The 20,675-nt window shown below is 35.5% G+C and carries 22 protein-coding genes and 1 pseudogene; all 23 read left to right on the top strand.

What is annotated here, in order from left to right:
- Nucleotides 1-7 precede the first annotated feature (7 nt).
- The 23 genes and pseudogenes from DUE52_RS21245 (at nucleotide 8) to hisH (ending at nucleotide 20,673) form a co-directional block, all read left to right on the top strand.
- Complete coding sequence (locus DUE52_RS21245) at nucleotides 8-970, top strand: Gfo/Idh/MocA family oxidoreductase (protein ID WP_114408064.1); 963 nt, start codon at nucleotides 8-10, stop codon at nucleotides 968-970.
- Between the two features lie 42 nt (nucleotides 971-1,012).
- Entirely contained in the window at nucleotides 1,013-1,891 is an 879-nt protein-coding gene (locus tag DUE52_RS21240; protein WP_114408063.1) for an ABC transporter permease, read from the top strand.
- An 87-nt stretch (nucleotides 1,892-1,978) separates the two neighbouring features.
- Nucleotides 1,979-2,614: a CatB-related O-acetyltransferase gene (locus DUE52_RS21235; RefSeq protein WP_114408062.1), complete on the top strand. Its 636-nt coding sequence runs from the start codon at nucleotides 1,979-1,981 to the stop codon at nucleotides 2,612-2,614.
- Between the two features lie 17 nt (nucleotides 2,615-2,631).
- A complete protein-coding gene (locus DUE52_RS21230) occupies nucleotides 2,632-3,885 on the top strand; it encodes an ABC transporter ATP-binding protein (RefSeq protein ID WP_114408061.1) in 1,254 nt (417 codons plus the stop codon).
- Nucleotides 3,886-3,911: 26 nt separating this feature from the next.
- On the top strand, nucleotides 3,912-4,769 hold the full coding sequence (locus DUE52_RS21225) for a glycosyltransferase family protein (protein ID WP_114408060.1): 858 nt from the start codon (nucleotides 3,912-3,914) through the stop codon (nucleotides 4,767-4,769).
- Nucleotides 4,770-4,776: 7 nt separating this feature from the next.
- Nucleotides 4,777-6,687 (top strand): glycosyltransferase, encoded by a 1,911-nt coding sequence (locus tag DUE52_RS21220; protein ID WP_114408059.1) that lies wholly within the window; start codon nucleotides 4,777-4,779, stop codon nucleotides 6,685-6,687.
- Nucleotides 6,677-7,354 carry a DUF1919 domain-containing protein gene (locus DUE52_RS21215; RefSeq protein WP_114408058.1) on the top strand — a complete coding sequence of 226 codons (678 nt, stop codon included), beginning with the start codon at nucleotides 6,677-6,679 and terminating at the stop codon, nucleotides 7,352-7,354. Before DUE52_RS21220 ends, DUE52_RS21215 begins: the two co-directional genes overlap by 11 nt.
- Before the next feature lie 17 nt (nucleotides 7,355-7,371).
- Nucleotides 7,372-8,313 carry a hypothetical protein gene (locus DUE52_RS21210; protein WP_114408057.1) on the top strand — a complete coding sequence of 314 codons (942 nt, stop codon included), beginning with the start codon at nucleotides 7,372-7,374 and terminating at the stop codon, nucleotides 8,311-8,313.
- A 10-nt stretch (nucleotides 8,314-8,323) separates the two neighbouring features.
- The gene (locus DUE52_RS21205; protein ID WP_114408056.1) at nucleotides 8,324-9,004 is read left to right on the top strand and encodes a CatB-related O-acetyltransferase; all 681 of its coding nucleotides are present in this window, start codon (nucleotides 8,324-8,326) and stop codon (nucleotides 9,002-9,004) included.
- Nucleotides 8,997-9,758, top strand: a complete 762-nt coding sequence (locus tag DUE52_RS21200; protein WP_114408055.1) for a glycosyltransferase family 2 protein — start codon at nucleotides 8,997-8,999, stop codon at nucleotides 9,756-9,758. Before DUE52_RS21205 ends, DUE52_RS21200 begins: the two co-directional genes overlap by 8 nt.
- Before the next feature lie 398 nt (nucleotides 9,759-10,156).
- Nucleotides 10,157-10,630, top strand: coding sequence for a helix-turn-helix domain-containing protein (locus tag DUE52_RS21195; RefSeq protein WP_114408054.1), 474 nt, complete (start codon nucleotides 10,157-10,159; stop codon nucleotides 10,628-10,630).
- A gap of 170 nt (nucleotides 10,631-10,800) precedes the next feature.
- Nucleotides 10,801-11,166, top strand: coding sequence for a transposase (locus DUE52_RS21190; RefSeq protein WP_114408053.1), 366 nt, complete (start codon nucleotides 10,801-10,803; stop codon nucleotides 11,164-11,166).
- A 524-nt stretch (nucleotides 11,167-11,690) separates the two neighbouring features.
- Nucleotides 11,691-11,945: a transposase gene (locus tag DUE52_RS33115; RefSeq protein ID WP_374755916.1), complete on the top strand. Its 255-nt coding sequence runs from the start codon at nucleotides 11,691-11,693 to the stop codon at nucleotides 11,943-11,945.
- A 264-nt stretch (nucleotides 11,946-12,209) separates the two neighbouring features.
- Nucleotides 12,210-13,187, top strand: a complete 978-nt coding sequence (locus DUE52_RS21180; RefSeq protein ID WP_114408051.1) for a glycosyltransferase — start codon at nucleotides 12,210-12,212, stop codon at nucleotides 13,185-13,187.
- 21 nt (nucleotides 13,188-13,208) lie between these two features.
- Nucleotides 13,209-14,114, top strand: a complete 906-nt coding sequence (locus DUE52_RS21175; protein ID WP_114408050.1) for an FkbM family methyltransferase — start codon at nucleotides 13,209-13,211, stop codon at nucleotides 14,112-14,114.
- A 100-nt stretch (nucleotides 14,115-14,214) separates the two neighbouring features.
- On the top strand, nucleotides 14,215-14,718 hold the full coding sequence (locus DUE52_RS32830; protein ID WP_229312252.1) for a helix-turn-helix domain-containing protein: 504 nt from the start codon (nucleotides 14,215-14,217) through the stop codon (nucleotides 14,716-14,718).
- Nucleotides 14,699-15,226, top strand: a complete 528-nt coding sequence (locus DUE52_RS32825; protein ID WP_229312251.1) for an IS630 family transposase — start codon at nucleotides 14,699-14,701, stop codon at nucleotides 15,224-15,226. The genes DUE52_RS32830 and DUE52_RS32825 overlap by 20 nt, the downstream gene beginning before the upstream one ends.
- 34 nt (nucleotides 15,227-15,260) lie before the next feature.
- Nucleotides 15,261-15,611: pseudogene (locus DUE52_RS21165) on the top strand (transposase); the annotation flags it as partial.
- Between the two features lie 14 nt (nucleotides 15,612-15,625).
- Nucleotides 15,626-16,579, top strand: coding sequence for a glycosyltransferase family 2 protein (locus DUE52_RS21160; protein ID WP_114408048.1), 954 nt, complete (start codon nucleotides 15,626-15,628; stop codon nucleotides 16,577-16,579).
- Nucleotides 16,576-17,697, top strand: coding sequence for a glycosyltransferase family 4 protein (locus tag DUE52_RS21155; RefSeq protein ID WP_114408047.1), 1,122 nt, complete (start codon nucleotides 16,576-16,578; stop codon nucleotides 17,695-17,697). Before DUE52_RS21160 ends, DUE52_RS21155 begins: the two co-directional genes overlap by 4 nt.
- The gene (locus tag DUE52_RS21150) at nucleotides 17,690-19,105 is read left to right on the top strand and encodes a glycosyltransferase family 39 protein (RefSeq protein ID WP_114408046.1); all 1,416 of its coding nucleotides are present in this window, start codon (nucleotides 17,690-17,692) and stop codon (nucleotides 19,103-19,105) included. Before DUE52_RS21155 ends, DUE52_RS21150 begins: the two co-directional genes overlap by 8 nt.
- Nucleotides 19,106-19,111: 6 nt before the next feature.
- Nucleotides 19,112-20,050: a glycosyltransferase gene (locus DUE52_RS21145; RefSeq protein WP_114408045.1), complete on the top strand. Its 939-nt coding sequence runs from the start codon at nucleotides 19,112-19,114 to the stop codon at nucleotides 20,048-20,050.
- A complete protein-coding gene (gene hisH / locus DUE52_RS21140; protein WP_114408044.1) occupies nucleotides 20,047-20,673 on the top strand; it encodes an imidazole glycerol phosphate synthase subunit HisH in 627 nt (208 codons plus the stop codon). The genes DUE52_RS21145 and hisH overlap by 4 nt, the downstream gene beginning before the upstream one ends.
- Nucleotides 20,674-20,675 lie beyond the last annotated feature (2 nt).

Below are 20,675 nucleotides of genomic sequence, written 5' to 3'. Positions count from 1 at the left end.
GTCTCCCATGAAACGATTTGCCCTGATTGGTGCTGCCGGATTTATCGCACCACGCCACTTCAAAGCCATCAAAGAAACCGGTCATGCCGTCGTCACCGCTTTCGATAAATTCGATTCCGTAGGCATCATCGACAGTTTCTTTCCCCAGGCTGATTTCTTCACGGAATTCGAGCGCTTCGATCGACACATCGACAAATTACGGCGTGGAGGCAAGACACCCATCGACTACGTGAGTATTTGCAGCCCCAATTACCTCCATGACGCCCACATTCGGTTTGGGCTACGAAGCGGTGCCGATGTCATTTGCGAAAAACCGCTCGTGTTGAATCCATGGAACATCGGCGCCATCGCTGAAATGGAAAAAGAAACCGGCAAGAAAGTATATAATATTCTCCAACTCCGATTACATCCCACCATTATTGCCTTAAAAAACCGGATGGATAAGGACACATCGGGTAAAATCTACGATCTTGATTTAGCGTATATTACCTGCCGGGGGAAATGGTACAACACCAGTTGGAAAGGGGATAAGAGTAAATCCGGGGGGATCGCCACCAATATTGGCGTTCATTTTTTTGATATGCTTACCTGGATCTTCGGGAAAGTAAACCAAAATACCGTACACGTCCACGAGGATAACAAAGCCGCCGGTTACCTGGAACTGGAACGCGCTCGCGTGCGGTGGTTCTTGAGTACAGATGAAACCTCTCTTCCCGAAGCGATCAGACTTACGTCCAAACGAACCTACCGCTCGCTGCAAATCGAAGGGGAAGAAATTGAATTTAGCGACGGTTTTACGGATTTGCACACGAAGAGCTACGAACAAATTCTGGCGGGAAACGGATTTACGCTCAGCGAGGCTTCGCCATCCATAGAGATTGTTCATCACATTCGAAATGCCAGCCTTACTACACTTAGCGGGGATTATCATCCGTTGGCAAATAACCGACGGAATAAGATTGCGGTATAGTTACCGAATAGCCAATGTATACAGACAGCAGCAGGCATTGCAATGATTGAAGTAGAAGACGAAGCGATCGTCGATCAGGAAAAAGAGACGTACGCCCACTCGATTACTCCGCAGAACAGCCTGTTCGACTTGCGGTTAGCCGAAATCTGGCGGTATCGCGACCTGCTGATGCTGTTTGTCCGCCGTGATTTTGTGGCCAAATACAAACAAACGATTCTGGGGCCAATCTGGTTTTTTATTCAACCGATTTTCCAGACGGTGGTTATGGCTATCGTCTTTGGCGGAATGGCCGGATTATCGACCGATGGGGCACCACCCATTTTGTTTTATCTGGCGGGCGTTACGGCCTGGAACTACTTTGCCAACTGCCTGCGAGCCACTTCAAACACCTTTACAGCGAATGCCGGCTTGTTCGGAAAAGTCTATTTTCCGCGAGCGGTTACGCCCTTATCGGTTGTGATCAGTAATCTGATTCAGTTCGGAATCGGGATTCTCTTATTCCTGGTAATGTTTATTATTTTTGCCTTTAGAGGTTATGAATTGCACCCAAACAGCACACTACTCTTATTGCCGCTGCTGATCGTCATCATGGGCTTTATGGGGCTAGGGCTTGGGATGCTCGTTTCTGCCATGACCACCCGTTACCGCGATCTGCAATATTTAGTCGAGTTTGGGGTACAACTGTTAATGTATGCGACACCGGTTATTCTCCCATTGTCGGCGGTTCCGGAGAAATACAAGTTCATCATGTTGATTAATCCCATGACGGGCGTCATTGAGACTTTTAAATATGGGTTTTTAGGCATTGGTACGTTTTCTTGGGGATTGCTTGGCTATTCAGCCGGATTTACAATTATCGTGTTTTTGGTTGGATTGATGATCTTCAACAGAACGGAGAAAAACTTTATGGATACGGTATAGATACAGTTGCCTAAATTGATGGCGATTGGTAGCCAAACAATGTAAAACAGTTTAATAAAAGAATATAAATAGATAGTCTTTTAATTTATGATTAACATAAGTTCAGTAAAAAGAAGGTTTAAAAATTATATATCCAGAAAATTAGCGCCATTCGATTTGTCAGAAAAGCCATTCTTTACGAAGGATATTTTCGAAAATAAAAATTATATTATAGGTGAGTATACGTATGGAAAGCCAATAATTCTTGATTGGAGTGAAGGATCACGGTTAGAAATCGGCAAGTTTTGTTCAATTGCAGACGAAGTTAAGATATTCTTGGGGGGTAATCATCGAACGGAATGGATATCAACATATCCATTTCCTACGCTGCCAGCAGTTTTTCATAACGCTAAAAATATATCTAATTATTCATCAACAAAAGGGGATGTAATAATTGGGAATGACGTATGGATAGGAAAAGGAGCATCCATACTGTCGGGTGTGACTATTGGTCATGGCGCTGTAATTGGTGCTTATTCGGTAGTTACAAAAAACATAAACCCATATGAAATTCATGCAGGTAATCCCGCAAAATTAATACGTAAACGTTTTGATGAAGATGATATTATATCGCTATTAAAAATAGAATGGTGGAACTGGACCAAGGAAAACATCAATATCCAAATGAAAGATTTATGCAATGACAGAATAAAAGATTTTATTGAAAAAAATAAAGTAAGATAAAGAAGCTTAATTGTATAATGAAACCAATCATAAAAGTCAAAAATCTATCTAAACAATATCGCCTGGGAGCAATAGGTACCGGAACAATGAAGGAAGATGCCCAACGCTGGTGGTATCGTATCCGTGGTAAAGAAGATCCATATCAAAAAATTGGTGAATCCAGTGATCATAGAACCAATGGCAATACGGATTATGTATGGGCAATTAAGGAAATCAATTTCGAAGTAATGCCTGGAGATATACTAGGAATTATTGGCAAAAATGGTGCAGGAAAGTCTACATTACTAAAAATACTTTCAAAAGTAACTGGACCTACCATAGGTAGTATTTCCTATAATGGTAGAATCGGGAGCTTATTAGAAGTAGGCACTGGCTTTCATCCTGAATTAACAGGACGTGAAAACATATTTTTAAATGGTGCAATTTTAGGAATGACTAATTACGAAATTCGTTCGAACCTTGACGAAATAATTGATTTTTCAGGATGCGAAAAGTATATAGATACACCCGTTAAGCGCTACTCAAGTGGAATGGCTGTCCGGCTGGGATTTGCTGTAGCTGCACATCTTGATCCAGAAATTTTAGTTGTCGATGAAGTATTAGCAGTAGGAGATGCTGAGTTTCAGAAAAAAGCTATAGGGAAAATGCAAGATGTTAGTCATAATAAAGGTAGAACCATTTTGTTTGTAAGTCATAACATGGCATCCATTCAACATTTATGTAAAACGGGAATCGTTTTAGAGAACGGAAGGATCGTAAATCAAGATGAAATAAGTAAATGTATAAATAGCTACTTAGGCCATAATATAAAAACAACGTCTAGGGTAATAGATTCAATATCATATTGTCACCCAAAGATTAAGATAGACTCAATTTTAATAAATGAACAAGAATCAAATTCAATACGTATGGGAATAAATATCAACAAAGTTAAAATTGTTATAAATGGATTTTTAAAAGAAGAAAAGGCCATCTCATTAGAGTTAAGAATATATGATAATAATGAAATTCCCCTTGCCTTTTTTTCTCCAGGGCATAAAGTAGGAAAAATTCCAGTCATACAACAAGGAAGCTTTTCGTTATTATATGAAATGGAATTGCCTAATAATATGAACAAAGGGTCGTATATATGTGATATGTATCTAACATATCCAGGACAAGCTACCTGGCTAACCATACCAAGAGCTATATATATAGAAGCGGATGGTAAAAGCACAGAGACAGGGATGGTATTTGAATATGAAAAAGGTGCTGGGTTTCTTTTCTTATAATAAAATATATTTTATAGAAATTAATTATGATTAAAAAAATATTGATATCGTATTCAAATAAAAAGTATTCAATTAGTCAAAAAAGACTTTTAAAATCAGCAAAAAGAAAATACGGTATAACAAATCATATTAAATATAATGAAAAATGGTTAAAAAAGAAAAAATTTTATAATGAAAATACTTTTATATTATCACAGTCCAGAGGAGCGGGATATATGATATGGAAACCATTTATTATTTTAGAAACACTTAATAAAGTATCTCCCCTAGATTATATAATATATGCTGATTCTGATATGGTTTTTATGAAATCAATCGAACCTCTTTTTAAAATCTGTTCGGACAACAATGGATTAATGATATTTGATAATTCTACACATAAGAATAGTACTTGGACAAAGCGAGACTGCTTTATATTAATGGATGCTGATAAGGAAGAATATTATGACAATTATCAATGCATGAGTGGGTTCATTGTTTTGCAAAAAAGAGATTGGGTTATACATTTAATGACAGAATGGTTAGAGTACGCCAGGGACTATAGAAATTCAACAGATAGTGAAAACGAGTTAGGGTATCCAAATCTTTTAGATTTTATTGAGCACCGCCACGATCAATCAATATTAAGCATCTTGTATAAGAAGTACAATTTGCCTTTGTTTAGAGATCCAACTCAATATGGTAACCAATATAAATTATTAGAATATAGGGTAGAGGGAGAATTCTTGATCAGTAATAGATATGAAAATCAAAATCTTATAAAAAAAAATTCACCGTACGATACATTATTAGAAATAATGGATGTTCCATTGCATGGAAATAATTTAATAAGTTTTTTGAAAAAAAATGTAAAAAAAATACTGCGCATTTTAAAAACAAATTGAAATAATAATGACGGAAATAAGGCTATGGTTTACAGATTTTTGGGATGGATTTAACATCGAAGATAATTATTTTATAAATTTATTGGCTAAATATTATAGAGTAGTTTTAACTAAAAAACAGCCAGATTATTTGATATTTTCTTGGAGAGGGAAAGATTTTTACAACTATAAGAATTGTATTCGTATATTTTATACAGGAGAGAATTTAAGACCTGATTTCACTATATGCGACTATAGTATTAGTTTTGATTATGATTCTTATAATGGTCGTAATCTAAGATTGCCATTATACGTTATGTATGGTGATATGAATGAATTACTGTTAGAAAAAAATGTTAATACAATTTTAAAAGAAAAAACAAAATTTTGCAACTTTATTTATAGCAATAATAACGCAAAAGAACGAAAGTTTTTCTTTCAATTACTTTCAAAATATAAAAAAATTGATTCTGGAGGAAAGGTGTTAAATAATATAGGATTTAAGGTTGATAATAAAAGAGAGTTTATAAAGAAATATAAATTTACTATATCTTTTGAGAATTCGTCATTTTTAGGTTACACAACTGAAAAAATAATTGACCCAATGATAGTTAATAGTTTGCCAATATATTGGGGAAATCCTAAGATTTATACAGATTTTAATGTGAAAAGTTTTGTTAATATTCACGATTTTGATTGTATTGAAGACGCAATAAGTAAAATTATTAAAATTGATAAAGATGAAGAATTATACGCCAAATATCTAGTACAACCATTTTTTAAAAATAATGAACTAAACAAGTATGTTAAAGAAGATAATATCATCAAATTTTTCAATAAAATATTTAATTTAAAGAGTATTAGTAGATTATATTATACGATAGAAGTAAATATAAAAATATCCATAATAATACCGGTTTACAATACTGGTAACTACATTGAGCCCTGTTTAGATTCTGTAATAAATCAGGAATTTTCAGATTATGAAATAATTTGTATTAATGATGGATCTACAGATAACTCAAGAGAATTATTGGAAAAATATGCAGAAAAATTTCGTAATCTTATCATTATAAATCAGGACAATCAAGGCTTAGGAAAGGCTAGAAACGAGGGGCTTATCAATGCAAAAGGAAAATATATAGTGTTTTTAGATAGTGATGACCTTCTACTTCCTGGTATGCTCAAAGAAACTTATTGTCATGCTGAAAAATTAGAACTAGATGTATTAGCTTTTAATTTCACAGAATCAACTGACGAAATTGGCTTGCCTAAGGTATTTCCTTATGAAAATCAAGTTGTGAATGGAATTTTTTATTTTACACAGTATTATATTCATAATAAAGATTTCCCACTTTCGGCCTCACCAATGTATCTGTACAATAGGCATTTTCTTAAAATCAATAAGTTAGAATTCAAACCAAATTTATTACATGAAGATGAGCACTTTTTCATTAGATTAATCCTTCACACTGATAAAATGTCATTATTGAATAAAACTTTATATTATTATCGGAGATCAAATTTAAACTCTATTACAAACAATATAAGCTTAAAAAACTCTATTGATTTAAATTATATTTCTAGAGAACTATATCATTATCTGCGATACAATAATTGCAAAGAAGCATTATTATATCGTAAAATATCTCAATTGTATTTCGCATCAGTAATGTACGCAATAGAAGGTAAATATTTTGATCCAAAATTCAAAATATTTACAAAGGAAGATTTAAGAATTGTAAAGTTATGTACTTATAATTTTACAAGTTTTTTTTACTCAACATTATTTACATACAATATTAAATTTTTTAATATTATTGTTATAAAAAAGCGTCCCTATATATTATCGAAATTAGTTACACTAGTTTTTAAACTTATTTACTTACTAAGGTTTAAATTATTTAACACTACACCTAATAATTATAATGAAAAATAATTTAATTTTCGATACCTTATTAAAGTTAACTGCAATTAACCTTAATAAGGTTTTTTATAAGCAAAAGGTGAATGTAATTTTTCTTATGAGAAAAATTGGGCTATGGAATTACAACTTTACAATTATATCAAATAATTGCTGGGGAGGATTTGTTTACAATTACTTTAAATTAAAATATCAAACTCCATTTGTTGGATTGTTTTTATTTGCACCATGTTATATCAAATTTTTAGAAAATTTCGATTCGTACATTAACTCTGACTTAGTATTTATTAAAGCAAATGAATCTAAATACAAAAATAATATAGAAACTCAGGAATACCCAATTGCTTTGCTTGATAACGAAGTCGAAATTCATTTTTTACATTACACTTCAGAAATAATGGCAAAAAAAAATTGGAAGAAAAGAAGCTCAAGAATTAACAAAACAAATATGTTAGTAAAATTTTCTGATAGAGACCTTTGCACCAAAGAACTTATTGAAAGATTTGATAACTTGCCATTTAATAATAAAATATGTTTTACTACAAAGAAATACCCTTTAAAGAGTGTTATTTTTTTTAATGAACAAATTCAGAATGACATGGTTGAAAATGAATGGGGAGTGTATAGAAAATATATGAATATAAAAAAAACTTTGAATAATTTAAAAAGAATTCATAAATAAACTATACTATTTAAGATATGCAATCAGCCAGGCTGGATACGCCAATTTTATTGATTATATTTAACAAACCTGTTAAGACACAAATAGTATTTGATCAAATAAAATTGATCAAACCGAAAAAGTTGTTTGTTGCCGCAGATGGTTATAAAAATTTTGAAATTAATCATGTCAATCTAGTTGACAGAACTAGAGCAATTGTACATCAGGTAGACTGGGAATGTGAATTAAAATTAAATTTTAGAAAGGAAAATTTAGGATGTGGTTTGGGTCCATCAAATGCTATAACTTGGTTTTTCAGTCAAGTTGAAGAAGGAATTATTTTAGAAGATGATTGTCTTCCACATAAAGATTTTTTTTGGTATTGTCAAGAGTTATTGCAATATTATAGAAATGATATAAAAATTATGTCTGTTGGAGGAGTTAATTTTCAAAACGGAAAAGTCAGAGGTAAAGGATCTTATTATTATTCATTACATAACGCGATTTGGGGTTGGGCTACTTGGAAACGTGTTTGGAATAATTATGATTATACTATTTCATATATAGAGAAAGAGCAAATGCGAAAAATATTACAAAAAAAATTTTTAACTAAAAGTGAAGAGAATTATTGGATGGGAATTTTTGATATAGTAAAAAAGAATAGAATGAATGATTCTTGTTGGGATTATCAATTTATGTTTATGATCTGGATGAACAATGGATTAGCAATCCTTCCTAATGTAAACTTGGTTACAAATATTGGATTTGATCAAGATGCAACTCATACATTTGATTCTCAAAATCCGTGTGCAAATATTCCAACAAGATCAATTTTACCCATTAAGCACCCTGCTTTGATGATACACGATAGAATTGCCGATTTATATTATCATAAAACTTGCCTTCAACCAAACAAATATGGATATAGTTATTTTTATACCAAATTGAAAAAAATCTTTAAAAAAATATCTATTTTATAAAAATTAATCAATGTTGAAGAATAGATTTATTAATTTATTGAGATTTTTATTTCAGCCTATTCTTGTCTTAATTCTTTCTAAACCAACTACTAGATTAGGTAAATCTAACATTTACTATCTCAGCCATTCATATCTGTCAGATTGTATTGAAGGTAAGTTTGTGAAAAAATATTTTCCATATTCAATTTCAAATGTTAAAATAGGTGATTATACTTATATTTCTCAAAATTCATGCATTTCTAATGCTATTATTGGAAAATTTTGTTCAATTGGACCAAATTTTCTATGCGGATGGGGGATACATCCCGTAAATGGTATTAGCACATCTCCAATGTTTTATTCAACTAAAAAACAGAATGGGACAACTTTTTCATTGTCTGATAAAATAACAGAACGTGAAAATATTGTGATAGGTAATGATGTATTTATTGGTGCTAATGTAACAATACTTGATGGCATTAATATAGGTGATGGCGTTATAATTGCGGCTGGCTCAGTCGTAACCGAAGACTTGCCCTCATTCGTTATTGCAGGAGGAGTGCCTGCTAAAATTATTAAGAATAGATTTTCTCCTGCAGTAATTAACTCCTTGATAAAAATTCGTTGGTGGGAATTTCATGAAGATTCGTTAAAAGATGTAGAAAAATATTTCTGGAACGTTGAAGACTTTATTAGAAAATACGATGTATGATTTTACTGTAATTACTATCAATAAAAACAATAGATATGGACTAGAGAAAACTATTTTAAGTGTATTATCTCAAGAATATATTAAAATTGAATACATTCTGGTTGATGGGGATTCTACCGATGGAAGCTATGATATTATTGAGAAGTATAAGGACAGAATTTCATTCTTGTTTTGTGAAAAAGATCAAGGTATTTATGACGCAATGAATAAAGGATTATCAAAGGCAAATGGGATTTGGACTATCTTTTTAAATTCTGGAGATTTGTTTTATAATGCTGATGTATTATACAAAGTATTACAAAATAGGTCTATCTATAACAAAGATGTGCTATATGGCTCTGTTGTATTTAATACAGACGGTTTCTTTAAAATCAATAAACCGACTTCTCTATCAGCATTTTATTATAAATTGCCATTTTGCCATCAATCCTCACTTATTAAAACTACGGTATTAAAAAAATATTCTTTTAACACTGCATATAGAATTGCATCTGATTACGATCTTTACAGTAGAATTTATTTGGATAATGGCAAGTTTTATAATCTTGGATTTCCAATTTCTATTTTTTCCGATGGAGGGATTTCTTCTACAGAAAATCAACTATTGTACCGTGAATATGCTGAAATAAGTTTATTGCTTTATAATAGATTTTTAAAAAAAAGATTATCCATATTGTATTATACTCATCAATTGATGGATAAATTTATTGCTTATTTTATTAAACTTATTATACTGATAAGTATAACTCTGTAATATTGGTATTTTGTTTTTATCAAGACAATCTCCAAATCAAAAGAATACAGAACATTGTGCTGTCACAGCGTAAAGCACTGGTAAGAGTTTGGAACCAAAAAGCTATTACTCCTACCCTAGTCTTAACTCAAGGTGTACAAAGTCGGACATAGCTAGTGATTCTTTTATATTTAAGTCACTGTCTGTTGCTTGCTGCGGTTTTTGCACCCATACCTATGAAAAATACCAGTAGTAAAGGAGAAAGCAAGCCATGAACACTGGAATTTGATTACTGCTATGCACCCATTGGCCGTTTCTGGGACTATCATAGTCAGGCTTATACGGTTCTGGGGAGTTTTCTAAAAAACTTTATTTACACCTTATACTAATTCAAGATTGACATAGCGTATATTTGGACGATGAAATATGCTGACAAAATAAAAGAAGAGGTTGATTTTCTGCTCGAAGCCGAAAAACGGCGGGGTCCTGCTTTGAATCGGGATCGAGCCCGATTTTTACGCTTACTAAAATCAGGCGAGTGCCATTCTCAAGCAGCTGCCGGAGCCACCATTGGCCTGTGCCAACGTCATGCTCAACGACTTTGGCATACCTACCAGCAGGGCGGTTTTGACGCGTTGATGAGTGGGCCTTCCCGCCGAGGCTGGGGCAAGCTCAGTAGTGTGCAAATTACTCGATTGCGCCAATTTTTATTGGATAATCAAGCCCAAACACTGGCCCATATTCAAGCCTATTTAGCGGGTAGTTTAGGGGTCATTTATACCATTGGCGGAGTGAGTGATTTATGTAAACGGCTTAAAATCAAGCGTAAAACTGGGCGCCCGGTCAATATCCGTCAGCAGCCTGGAGCCATTGAAGTTTTTAAAAAAGTTTAGCCAATTGCGGGCCGATTATGCAGACGAAGCCATTTTGTTTCATGACGAACTACGGGCTGGAACGCGAACCGAACTGGGTCACAAATGGACTCCTAAAGGCCATCGCCCGACGGCTCCTGTACGTATTGGATACGAAAACACGTATCTCTATCTAACTCTTTGTCCATTTAATGGGGAAGGTTTTGCGGCTTTTTTGCCTCAATAGTGAATCGTTTTCTTGGTTCATTGGTAAGGTACGAGAATGTATTGGGCAAAAATCACTCTTTATTGCTGATGGGGCTACTGCTCATAAGCCTCAACTGTTTGACAATCAGAAGTTGGTATTTGAGCGGCTACCCGCAGCCTGTCCAGAATTAAACCCTGTCGAACGCTTTTTCAAAGAGGTACGAAAACAGCTAAAACACCGGGTTTTTGATTCCTTACAGCAAGCTCAGGATCGTATTCAAACGATTGTCGAACAGCTTTTCGAACAAGAAGGAAAGGTCGTTTCACTAACTTGTTTTCCATACCTGAAAAATTCGCTATCTCAAACATGAATTAGTATTAATAGCCAGCTCGGGTAGTATTTCTTGGGCCGCATACTAACCTATATCCCGGAGTTGAATGCAACTGCCAACTGTCCAGTTGAATTAGGTTAGAACTATTTTATGCGAAGCCTGAAAAACCAGCGGGGTATCCGGAGGTTTTTTAAACCCAACCCCGGGTAGCCCTTCAGCTTCAAAACAAACTCTTGGAGAAAGCCTCCAAATTGGCCTTTAGAAGTTGTTGGGAATTTTATAACTTGATGAAAAAAGCGGGTGCCTGCTTACCTTTATGTTGCAACACTATGAAGGATGATTACTCAATCTAATGAGCTTACAGACACCCACTGGTAAGTTACTGAAACCTATTTGCTAATCGGAAACGTCGGTTTTGCCTGCGGCAACCTGGCCGCCCGAGCGGTGACAAACATTTTTCTTTATATCCTGCGCACGGGTTGTCAGTGGCGTATTTACCGTCCTACTATCCCCACAGACAGGCCGTTTACTACTACTTAATAAAATGGAAGTAGGAAGGCTGTCTGAATCGGCTAAGCGAAGCATTAAATCAGAGGGATCGAATTACTCAGGGAAGAGAATCGACACCCTGTTTAGTCTGTGTTGATAGCCAGAGCGTTAAGCTATCTCCTTTACCCTCTTTGCAACGAGGACTAGATGCGGCTAAAAAGGTAAACGGACGCAAACGGCAGATCATCGTTGACACAAGAGGCAGGCTTTGGAGTGTGTACGTTCATTCCGCTAATCAAGCAGGTAGCAGGCGGGTGTCTACATATTGAAAGGGCTATTATCGTGGAACCAAAAGCTACAAATTAGAAAACGGTGGGTAGTCGAACGAACTTTTGCCTAGTTAAACCACTTTCGACGGGTTGCTAAAGATTATGAGCAGACCACCAGCAGTTCAGAATCCTAGCTTCTGTAGGTTAACTGTGCATTGATGCTAAACCGATTGGCAAAATGACCAAATAATATTCCCAAACATTTTCTTTGATATTTTGAAAAATAGAAGTGCTTTTTTGACCGATTAATTTTCTCATCTACAAATGAAACGTTGTAATTATGTTGTTTCTGTTATTGTTCTTACTTATCAAAGTGAATTATACATTCATGATACCATTTATAGTATATTAAATCAACAATCATCATATCCTTTCGAAGTTGTTATATCTGATGATAATTCCACCGATTATACCCTTGAAATTTTGTCTTCTTTCATAGGTAAATACTCAAATATTTTTATTTATAAAAATAATGATCGCCGTGGAATTATTTCGAATTTTAAAAATGCCATTAATAATTGCACTGGATCCTATATTTGTTATTGTGGTCACGATGACTATTGGCATAATAAGAAAAAAATGCAGATTCAAGTTGACTTTTTAATGTCAAACAAAGATTATGGCTTGGTGTATACTGATTTTGATATATTAAATTCAAAAACAAATAAAATTATTAAAAACTATAATACATATTTAAATAATGATATTTCTCGGAATATCTCTACTCAAGAATTAATTAATAATTATAATATTTGTTCCTGCACACCTTGTTTTAGGAAAGATGTTTTTGATAAATTCGTTCCAATAAATAATTTTGTTGAAAATGATTTTCCCGTTGAAGACTGGTGTACTTATTTAGTTATATCAATATATTCAAAGATTATGTACCTTGCTATCTCTACAGCTACTTTCCGAGTTGGGCACATTTCCGAAAGTAATTCCCAAGATATAGCTAAAACTGAAGATTATATGGAAAAACACGAAAAAATGTATAAATATTTTCTTGACAATTTCCCTTTAATCTTTAGATTTCCTGGTTTTAAAGAACAGAAAATCTATAAATATAAGGCTTTGCTTTCAACTTCTTGGCACGTGTGCAATTTCGAAAAAGCTAAATATTACAGTATAAAACTAAGTCAACTAGACTATTATTCATTAAAGACTACCCTCGCTAGATTTCCACTTTCTTTTTATATTTTTTATCTAATTAAGAAGATTTACTCTAGATTAAGCATGCTTTAATATTATGTTAATAATATTTTTATGAAAATAAAATCCACATTTAAGCGATTGTTTTTTAGAATAATTAATCCTACTTTTTTTTTCTCTCCAAACGAAGGATTGAACAGTTTGATATTGAAAATTAATATTTACTTCTTTTTTTACAAAAAAGAAAAGTTAAAATATATTAAAGAAATTGATTTTTTAAACAATATTATTCATCAAAATAATTCACTTTCATACGTATTTCCTTATGAATTTTCTTTAAATTTTGATCCATCTAGTATTTCTGTTTATCTGGATTCTGATAAGCAGATGTTCTATGTTTATCATAATAAAAAAAAACTATTTTACCCTAAATCTTATTTGTCAAAAAAACAAGTTAGTGTTAATTATCTCTGTACACTAATTGAGCAAAATAAAGCGTCTCCACATCGGTATTTATCACAAGATTTTGATGTAAATAATGGTGATGTTGTTTTAGATATTGGTGCTGCAGAAGGTAACTTTGCATTGGATGTTGTTGAGAAGGCGTCAAAAGTTTATATATTTGAACCTGATCCTAAATGGAAAGAGGCACTAGAGTCTACATTTGAGCCATGGGCACATAAAGTTTCAATTATTACTAAATATGTATCAGATATAGATAATATAGATACTATAACTCTTGATGCTTATTTTAAGGATGTTTCTGTCAATTTTATTAAAATTGATGCAGAAGGGTATGAGTTTAAAATTTTAAAAAAAGCAAATAATTTATTGAAGTTTAGTAAATTTCCTAAATTATTGGTTTGTACTTATCACAATAATAGCGATGCTCATCAAATTTCTTATTTTCTAAGTTGTTTAGGATTTAATATATCTTTTACTAATGGATATATGTTATTTATTCATAAAAATCTTTCTCCACCTTATTTTAGACATGGAATTTTAAAAGCCAACAGGTAATTGTACTTGCTAGTATATTGGCAAATGGATGCTTATTTTAAACATATTTATTCGCATTATTGAGGAAGGCATAATTCTGTAATATTCGTATCTTGTTTTGATGGAGGCAAAGTACAAACCAAAAGACTATGAAGTCCTACGCCGTCGCTGTGTAGCACTCTGGCAGGAAGGTTGGAAACAAAAGGCTATCGCTGCGGCCTTAGGATTAACGCAAGGCGGAGTGAGCCGGACGCTGACCAAGTTTAAGCAGCAGGGTGAATCAGCCCTGCTATACCGTAAACCAACAGGCGCTCCCACTCGCTTGACCAAGGAACAATTAACGCATCTGGTAGAGGAGTTGGAAAAAGGGACTCTCCACCACGGTTTTGCCGGGGAGGTCTGGACTCGTAAACGGATCAATGCGGTCATTGAGCAGCACTTTGGCGTGAGTTATAATGTGTCTCAGGTAGGCCGCATCTTGAAGAAAGTGGGCTGGAGTTGGCAAAAACCTCAAAAGAAGGCTCGCCAGCAAAATCCTCAAGCTGTTCAAGACTGGCGAGACGAGCGCCTGCCTGCGCTAAAAAAAAGCCCGGCAGGAGCACCGAGTGATCCTTTATATCGATGAGGCTGCCTGTTACCTGCTGCCCCTGCTGGCCCATACCTGGGCCCCACGGGGACACACGCCGGTGGTCAAGGAGCAGGCAGGTCGTGAACACTGGAATTTGATAGCCGCCATTGCCCCCAACGGCCGTATTTATGTGGGCTATCAGAATCAGGCCTACACGGGTGAAGATCTGGTGTGGTTTCTGGAAAAACGCTGTAACCGCTACCGAAAGCGGGACCTATTGGTGATCTGGGATGGGCTCAAGGCTCATAGTAGTGAAGCGATCAAGGCTTTCTTAGCAGCCAGGCCGGGTCGAGTGCATTTAGAGCGTTTGCCCGCTTACAGCCCGGAGTTAAATCCAGTAGAGTTGGTTTGGAGTCATTTGAAACGCAGCCTGAAAAACCAAGTATTCACCAGCTTAACCGCCCTAAGGGAGGCCATCAGGCAACAAGTCAAGCTATTGGAAAAAGGCTCTGATTTAGTTTGTAGCTTCTTCCGAAAGAAGGAGGTAGCGTTTATGACAGACTAATGCTCTACTCTATAATGGGGAAGGTTTTGCGGCTTTTTTGCTTCAATTGAATAGTGAATCGTTTTCTTGGTTCATTGGTAAGGTACGAGAATGTATTGGGCAAAAATCACTCTTTATTGCTGATGGGGCTACTGCTCATAAGCCTCAACTGTTTGACAATCAGAAGTTGGTATTTGAGCGGCTACCCGCAGCCTGTCCAGAATTAAACCCTGTCGAACGCTTTTTCAAAGAGGTACGAAAACAGCTAAAACACCGGGTTTTTGATTCCTTACAGCAAGCTCAGGATCGTATTCAAACGATTGTCGAACAGCTTTTCGAACAAGAAGGAAAGGTCGTTTCACTAACTTGTTTTCCATACCTGAAAAATGCGCTATCTCAAACATGAATTAGTATAAGTACATGTATTCTATTGTTATCCCGCTCTATAATAAAGAGGAGTATATTTCTCAATGTATTTCTTCTATTCTTCAACAAACCTTCACAGAGTTTGAATTAATTATTGTTAATGATGGATCAACAGATAATAGTCTTTCGGTTGCAATGCAATTTAATGATCCTAGAATTTTTATTATTAATCAGAGTAATAAAGGCGTTTCTGTAGCTAGAAATAATGGTGTAATGGCAGCAAAATTTGACTACATTGCTTTTCTTGATGCGGACGATTGGTGGAGTATACACTTTTTAGAGCATATTTTCTTTTTAATTCAAGATTTTCCGGAGGCTTCTATTTTTGGTACACAATACTTTTGGGTTAAGAATAATCATTTTACAATTTCACTTAATCACGAAAGAAAAGGATTTAGAGGTTATATTGATTATTTTTCTGCTTATACATATGCTTGGTGGATGCCACTTTCTTGCATTTCAGTTGTATTGTTGAAAAGAACCTTTCATCAACTAGGTGGGTTTAATACTAATCTAAAGTTTGGTGAAGATTTTGATTTATGGATCCGCTACGCAATTCAATATAAAATAGCTTATCTTAATGAACCTCTTGCTTTCTACAATCAAGATGTTGAGTTACCTAACAGAGCTATCGGGAATTATTTTCTTCAACCACCTGAATCTCATTTTATTTTTAATATTCCCTATCTTAATGCAATGGAGCATAAGTCTGCTTCTTTGAAACGGCTTTTGGATGGATTACGAGTTCGCTCATTATTACCTTATTATATATCAGGTCAGTACGCGTATGAGGTCAAATCTATATTGGATAAAGTCGAATTTAAGCAGCAACCTTTTTTTTATCATTTTATTTATCGCTCACCACTTTTTTTTGTTAAATTATACTTTAAAATAAAGAAAGTAGCTTCTTCTCTGAAACAAGCCATTTGTCAACTTCTGAGAAGATGAAAGTTGCTTATTTAATGGGGTCTCTTGATAGAGGTGGAACGGAAAATTTGTTACTAGATACGTTAAAACATGCAAGCCAAGAGAAGTTAGATTGCCTTATGATTCATCGTAAATCAGGTTCACTTTTGCATGAATTTCATCAAACTGATATTCCAATTCATTATTTACCTATAAGATTTCCATTCTTTTGTTGCTATTTTTTTAAACTTAGGATGATACTTAAGAAAGAAAAGGTACAAATCGTACACGCGCAATTGCCATTTGATGCGTTTCTTGCGTATTTTTCTTGTATAGGAACTGGGGTTCGCTTAGTGCTAACTTTTCATGGCTATAATTTTGGCTATAATAAGTTTGCAAGCCAAATTGTTCGATTTATTATTAGACGTACTGATTTAAACTTGTATGTTAGCCAGCATCTTTTGGGGCATTATATTTCATCCTATTCGTTAGGAATCCTTTTGCATAAGCAGAAAACAGTCTATAATGGCGTAGATTTTAATAAGTTCGGAGTAAATAATAATAAAAATATTCGTTTGGAATTGGGCTTAAACCAGAAAACACTTTTGTTTGGTAGTGTTGGAAATTTTGTTCCCGGAAGAGACCAATTGACAATCTGTCGATTTCTATCCGAACTTACTCGCTTAAAAATTGATTATTATTTTGTTTTTGTCGGTGCTATTAGTGAATCTACACCGGATTTATACAATAACTGCATTTCTTTTTGCGCTGAACATAAGATTCTGAAACAGGTGTCCTTTCTTGGATCAAGGAATGACGTACCAGCCATTTTGCATAATTTAGATGCTTTTGTCTACTCAAGTGATCATGATACCTTTGGTATTGCAGTAGTCGAAGCTATAGCCGCAGGAATTCCTGTTTTTGTCAATGATTGGGAAGTTATGAAAGAAATTACACAAAATGGAAAACTTGCGATGATTTACAGAACCCGAGATATTGATGATCTGATTACTAAATTTTGTCACTTTTTGCAGAGACAATCATTTTTTCAACAACAAGCATCTGGCAATGCGGCTAGAGTTCGACAAATTTATTCTATTCAAAAGCATATATATACTTTGAAGGGTCACTATCAGTCTATAATAAGCACTAATGACTGATAAATCTGTTGCTTATTTTCCCAAGTATTTTACTCGCAAAAGTATACTAGCCTTTGTATTGCTTACAATACTTATCTTTCTATTGTTTTTACATAGAGCCATTCCGCTACATTGGCTGACTTTTGATTTTGTTGAAGTATTGCTATTCTTCTCTTTTTCATCAACACTTTCGCTTCGGTGGTCCAAGTTATCAACGCCAGCTTTTATTAGTAGACTTTATAAGACGGCGTTTTTTGTCCGTGTTATATGGGTATTATTTAGTTATTTTTTTTATAACTGGATGACTGGACAACCCTTTGAATTTTCGGCTGCTGATTCTTTGACCTATCACTACGAAGCTACCTGGCTCGTTACTCTGCTTAAAAATAACCAATGGTCAGTATATTCGGATCACATAGGGAAAAACTATTCCGATATGGGGTACCCACTTTATTTGGGACTTATTTACTATACATTTGGTAATTATTTATTGATTCCTCGATTGATTAAGGCTTTATTGGGTAGCCTTACTTGCATTCTTGTTTATAAAATCGCTCGGAATAATTTTGGTGAAAATACTGGTCGTATTGCCGGTATTATGTCTATGCTAGTACCGAATTTAATCTATTATTGTGGTCTCAACCTTAAAGAAATAGAGATGGTATTTCTTGTGGTTTTGTTTGTCTATCAAGTAGATCTTCAAATAAGGTCGAGAGAAATAAAACTAACATACCTCATATTGATAGGAGGGCTAGGAGTCTCTTTATTCTTTTTTCGAACTGTTTTGGCAGGATGCCTTTTTTGTTCTTTAGCAATCGCTACTTTTCTTACTAATCAGCGGATTACTGGCTTGGGAAAAAGGCTTGGACTTATTGTTTTATTGACAGTGGGGGCGTTTTTTATTGCCACAACTCCCTTTGGTGATAATATCAATCAGTATATAGAAGCAAGTGACCAGAACCTTACCTCACAAATGGATAATTTTGCCACACGGGAGGGGGCAAATAAACTGGCACGTTATGGTTCACGTGGTATTTTTCTCCCTTTTATGCTAATGGCCCCCTTTCCAACGCTCGTTAACATCCCAGATCAGCCTAATGCTATGATGTTGGGCGGGGCCTATTTTACGCGCAATGTGTACGCTTTCTTTGTGTTTATTGGCCTGTTTGCACTTTACAAGCGCAAACAGGTACGGGAACATATTCTCTTATTGTCGGTTATTTTCTCCTACATTTTTGTGCTGGCATCCAGCGGTTTTGCTCTATCCGAGCGATTCCATCTCCCCCTCGTTCCGTTCCTGTTGATTCTGGCGGCTTACGGTATTTCACAGATGAATGCAAAAAACAAGAAATACTATGTGCCTTACCTGGTGTTGATTTGCGTTATAGTCATTGGTTGGAACTGGTTTAAGCTGGCAGGGCGATCGTAAAGTACAATGCGGATATTGATCGTTTGCAGTGGCAATGCTGAAAACTTTGATTTCAAAAAGCATCAGGCCTTTATCTACGATCAGGTAGAAGCGGTTAGACAAATCGATCCGGCCATTGCGTTCGATTATTTCTTTGTTACAAAAAAAGGAATCTACGGTTATTTATCGTGCCTGAGCGATTTGATTAATCAACTTCGCGGAAACCGGTATCATTGCATTCATGCCCATGTGGCCTTGTCGGCACTGCTGTCTAATCTGCAACGACAGGTACCCGTAGTCGCTACGTTTCACGGATCAGATATTAATTTTCCTTCGCTGCGAATGGTCTCACTAATCGTTGAATTACTGAGCCGCAAAACGATTTACATCAGTGCTCAACTGATCAGCAAGGCGATTTACGCTAATAAATCGAAACGGGCGGTTATTCCCTGTGGCGTTGACTTTGATGTGTTCATACCCCGTAGCAAAGAGCAGAGTCGTCGGCAGTTGGGCCTTTCGGCATATAAAAAATACATTCTGTTTTCTTCCAGATCCGGTATTGCCGTTAAGAATTATCCACTGGCCAGGGCTGCCGTTGCTCTGCTTCAGGATAAAACCGTCGAATTGATCGAATTGAAAAATTACACACGCGAAGAAGTTGCCTTGCTATTCACCGCAGTCGATGTGGCCCTGATGACTTCACATTCCGAAGGCTCACCGCAGTTTGTCAAAGAAGCCCTCGCCTGTAACTGCCCGGTCGTGTCGACCAACGTTGGGGATGTTCAGGTGGTCATGGGCAACATTGCAGGCTGTTATATCACCTCGTACGACGCGACCGATGTAGCCGACAAAATTCGCAAAGCACTGGCCAATACGGAGCCGGTTTTGTCGAGAGAGTCCATTCGTCAGTTTGATAACCGATTGATCGCCCAACAGATTCGGGAGGTCTATTGCCAAATCCAATGAACTTGCAAACGGGCATTGTCATCATCGATTACGGCATGGGCAACCTGCGTTCCGTACAAAAGAAGTTTGAACGTCTTCACCGCCAGGTTTGTATCTCGTCGGACATTCGGGTGATTGCCAAGGCGGATAAACTGGTTTTACCTGGCGTGGGTCATTTCGCCAACGGCGTCAGAAAACTGAAAGAGTCCGGTATTTGGGACGTGATGAACCACAAAGTTCTGGTAGAAAAGACGCCCATCCTCGGTATTTGTCTCGGTATGCAGTTAATGGCACGCCATAGTGAAGAAGGCGATGTCGAGGGGCTGGGATGGTTTGATGCTGAGGTGGTTCGGTTTAGAATAGAGAATGAACGGAGGTACAAAGTCCCGCATATGGGTTGGAATACCGCTCGGGTTACAAAAGAATCACCCATTTTTAACGACATTCCGGAAGATACTTTATTCTACTTTGTTCATTCGTACTATGTAGCCTGTAAAGAGAAGCGGGATGTCCTGGCCATGACCAGGTATGAATGCTCATTTGCTTCTGCAATAGTAAAAGACAATATCTACGGAACGCAGTTTCATCCTGAAAAAAGCCATGATTGGGGAGCGGTGCTAATAGAAAATTTCATAGGAATTTAGAA

The sequence above is a fragment of the Larkinella punicea genome, from assembly GCF_003334855.1.
Classification (GTDB): domain Bacteria; phylum Bacteroidota; class Bacteroidia; order Cytophagales; family Spirosomataceae; genus Larkinella; species Larkinella punicea.
This window is presented reverse-complemented; position numbering and strand designations above follow the sequence as displayed.

Excerpts from the sequence above, each read along its gene's own strand:
- DUE52_RS21190 (WP_114408053.1), top strand. The coding sequence starts at position 10,801 with ATGGGGAAGGTTTTGCGGCTTTTTTGCCTCAATAGTGAATCGTTTTCT.
- hisH (WP_114408044.1), top strand. The coding sequence starts at position 20,047 with ATGAACTTGCAAACGGGCATTGTCATCATCGATTACGGCATGGGCAAC.
- DUE52_RS32830 (WP_229312252.1), top strand. The coding sequence starts at position 14,215 with ATGGAGGCAAAGTACAAACCAAAAGACTATGAAGTCCTACGCCGTCGC.
- DUE52_RS21200 (WP_114408055.1), top strand. The coding sequence starts at position 8,997 with ATGTATGATTTTACTGTAATTACTATCAATAAAAACAATAGATATGGA.
- DUE52_RS21205 (WP_114408056.1), top strand. The coding sequence starts at position 8,324 with ATGTTGAAGAATAGATTTATTAATTTATTGAGATTTTTATTTCAGCCT.
- DUE52_RS21240 (WP_114408063.1), top strand. The coding sequence starts at position 1,013 with ATGATTGAAGTAGAAGACGAAGCGATCGTCGATCAGGAAAAAGAGACG.
- DUE52_RS21235 (WP_114408062.1), top strand. The coding sequence starts at position 1,979 with ATGATTAACATAAGTTCAGTAAAAAGAAGGTTTAAAAATTATATATCC.
- DUE52_RS21210 (WP_114408057.1), top strand. The coding sequence starts at position 7,372 with ATGCAATCAGCCAGGCTGGATACGCCAATTTTATTGATTATATTTAAC.
- DUE52_RS21175 (WP_114408050.1), top strand. The coding sequence starts at position 13,209 with ATGAAAATAAAATCCACATTTAAGCGATTGTTTTTTAGAATAATTAAT.
- DUE52_RS21245 (WP_114408064.1), top strand. The coding sequence starts at position 8 with ATGAAACGATTTGCCCTGATTGGTGCTGCCGGATTTATCGCACCACGC.
- DUE52_RS21215 (WP_114408058.1), top strand. The coding sequence starts at position 6,677 with ATGAAAAATAATTTAATTTTCGATACCTTATTAAAGTTAACTGCAATT.
- DUE52_RS21225 (WP_114408060.1), top strand. The coding sequence starts at position 3,912 with ATGATTAAAAAAATATTGATATCGTATTCAAATAAAAAGTATTCAATT.
- DUE52_RS21180 (WP_114408051.1), top strand. The coding sequence starts at position 12,210 with ATGAAACGTTGTAATTATGTTGTTTCTGTTATTGTTCTTACTTATCAA.
- DUE52_RS21195 (WP_114408054.1), top strand. The coding sequence starts at position 10,157 with ATGAAATATGCTGACAAAATAAAAGAAGAGGTTGATTTTCTGCTCGAA.
- DUE52_RS21220 (WP_114408059.1), top strand. The coding sequence starts at position 4,777 with ATGACGGAAATAAGGCTATGGTTTACAGATTTTTGGGATGGATTTAAC.
- DUE52_RS21150 (WP_114408046.1), top strand. The coding sequence starts at position 17,690 with ATGACTGATAAATCTGTTGCTTATTTTCCCAAGTATTTTACTCGCAAA.
- DUE52_RS21230 (WP_114408061.1), top strand. The coding sequence starts at position 2,632 with ATGAAACCAATCATAAAAGTCAAAAATCTATCTAAACAATATCGCCTG.
- DUE52_RS21155 (WP_114408047.1), top strand. The coding sequence starts at position 16,576 with ATGAAAGTTGCTTATTTAATGGGGTCTCTTGATAGAGGTGGAACGGAA.
- DUE52_RS21145 (WP_114408045.1), top strand. The coding sequence starts at position 19,112 with ATGCGGATATTGATCGTTTGCAGTGGCAATGCTGAAAACTTTGATTTC.
- DUE52_RS21160 (WP_114408048.1), top strand. The coding sequence starts at position 15,626 with ATGTATTCTATTGTTATCCCGCTCTATAATAAAGAGGAGTATATTTCT.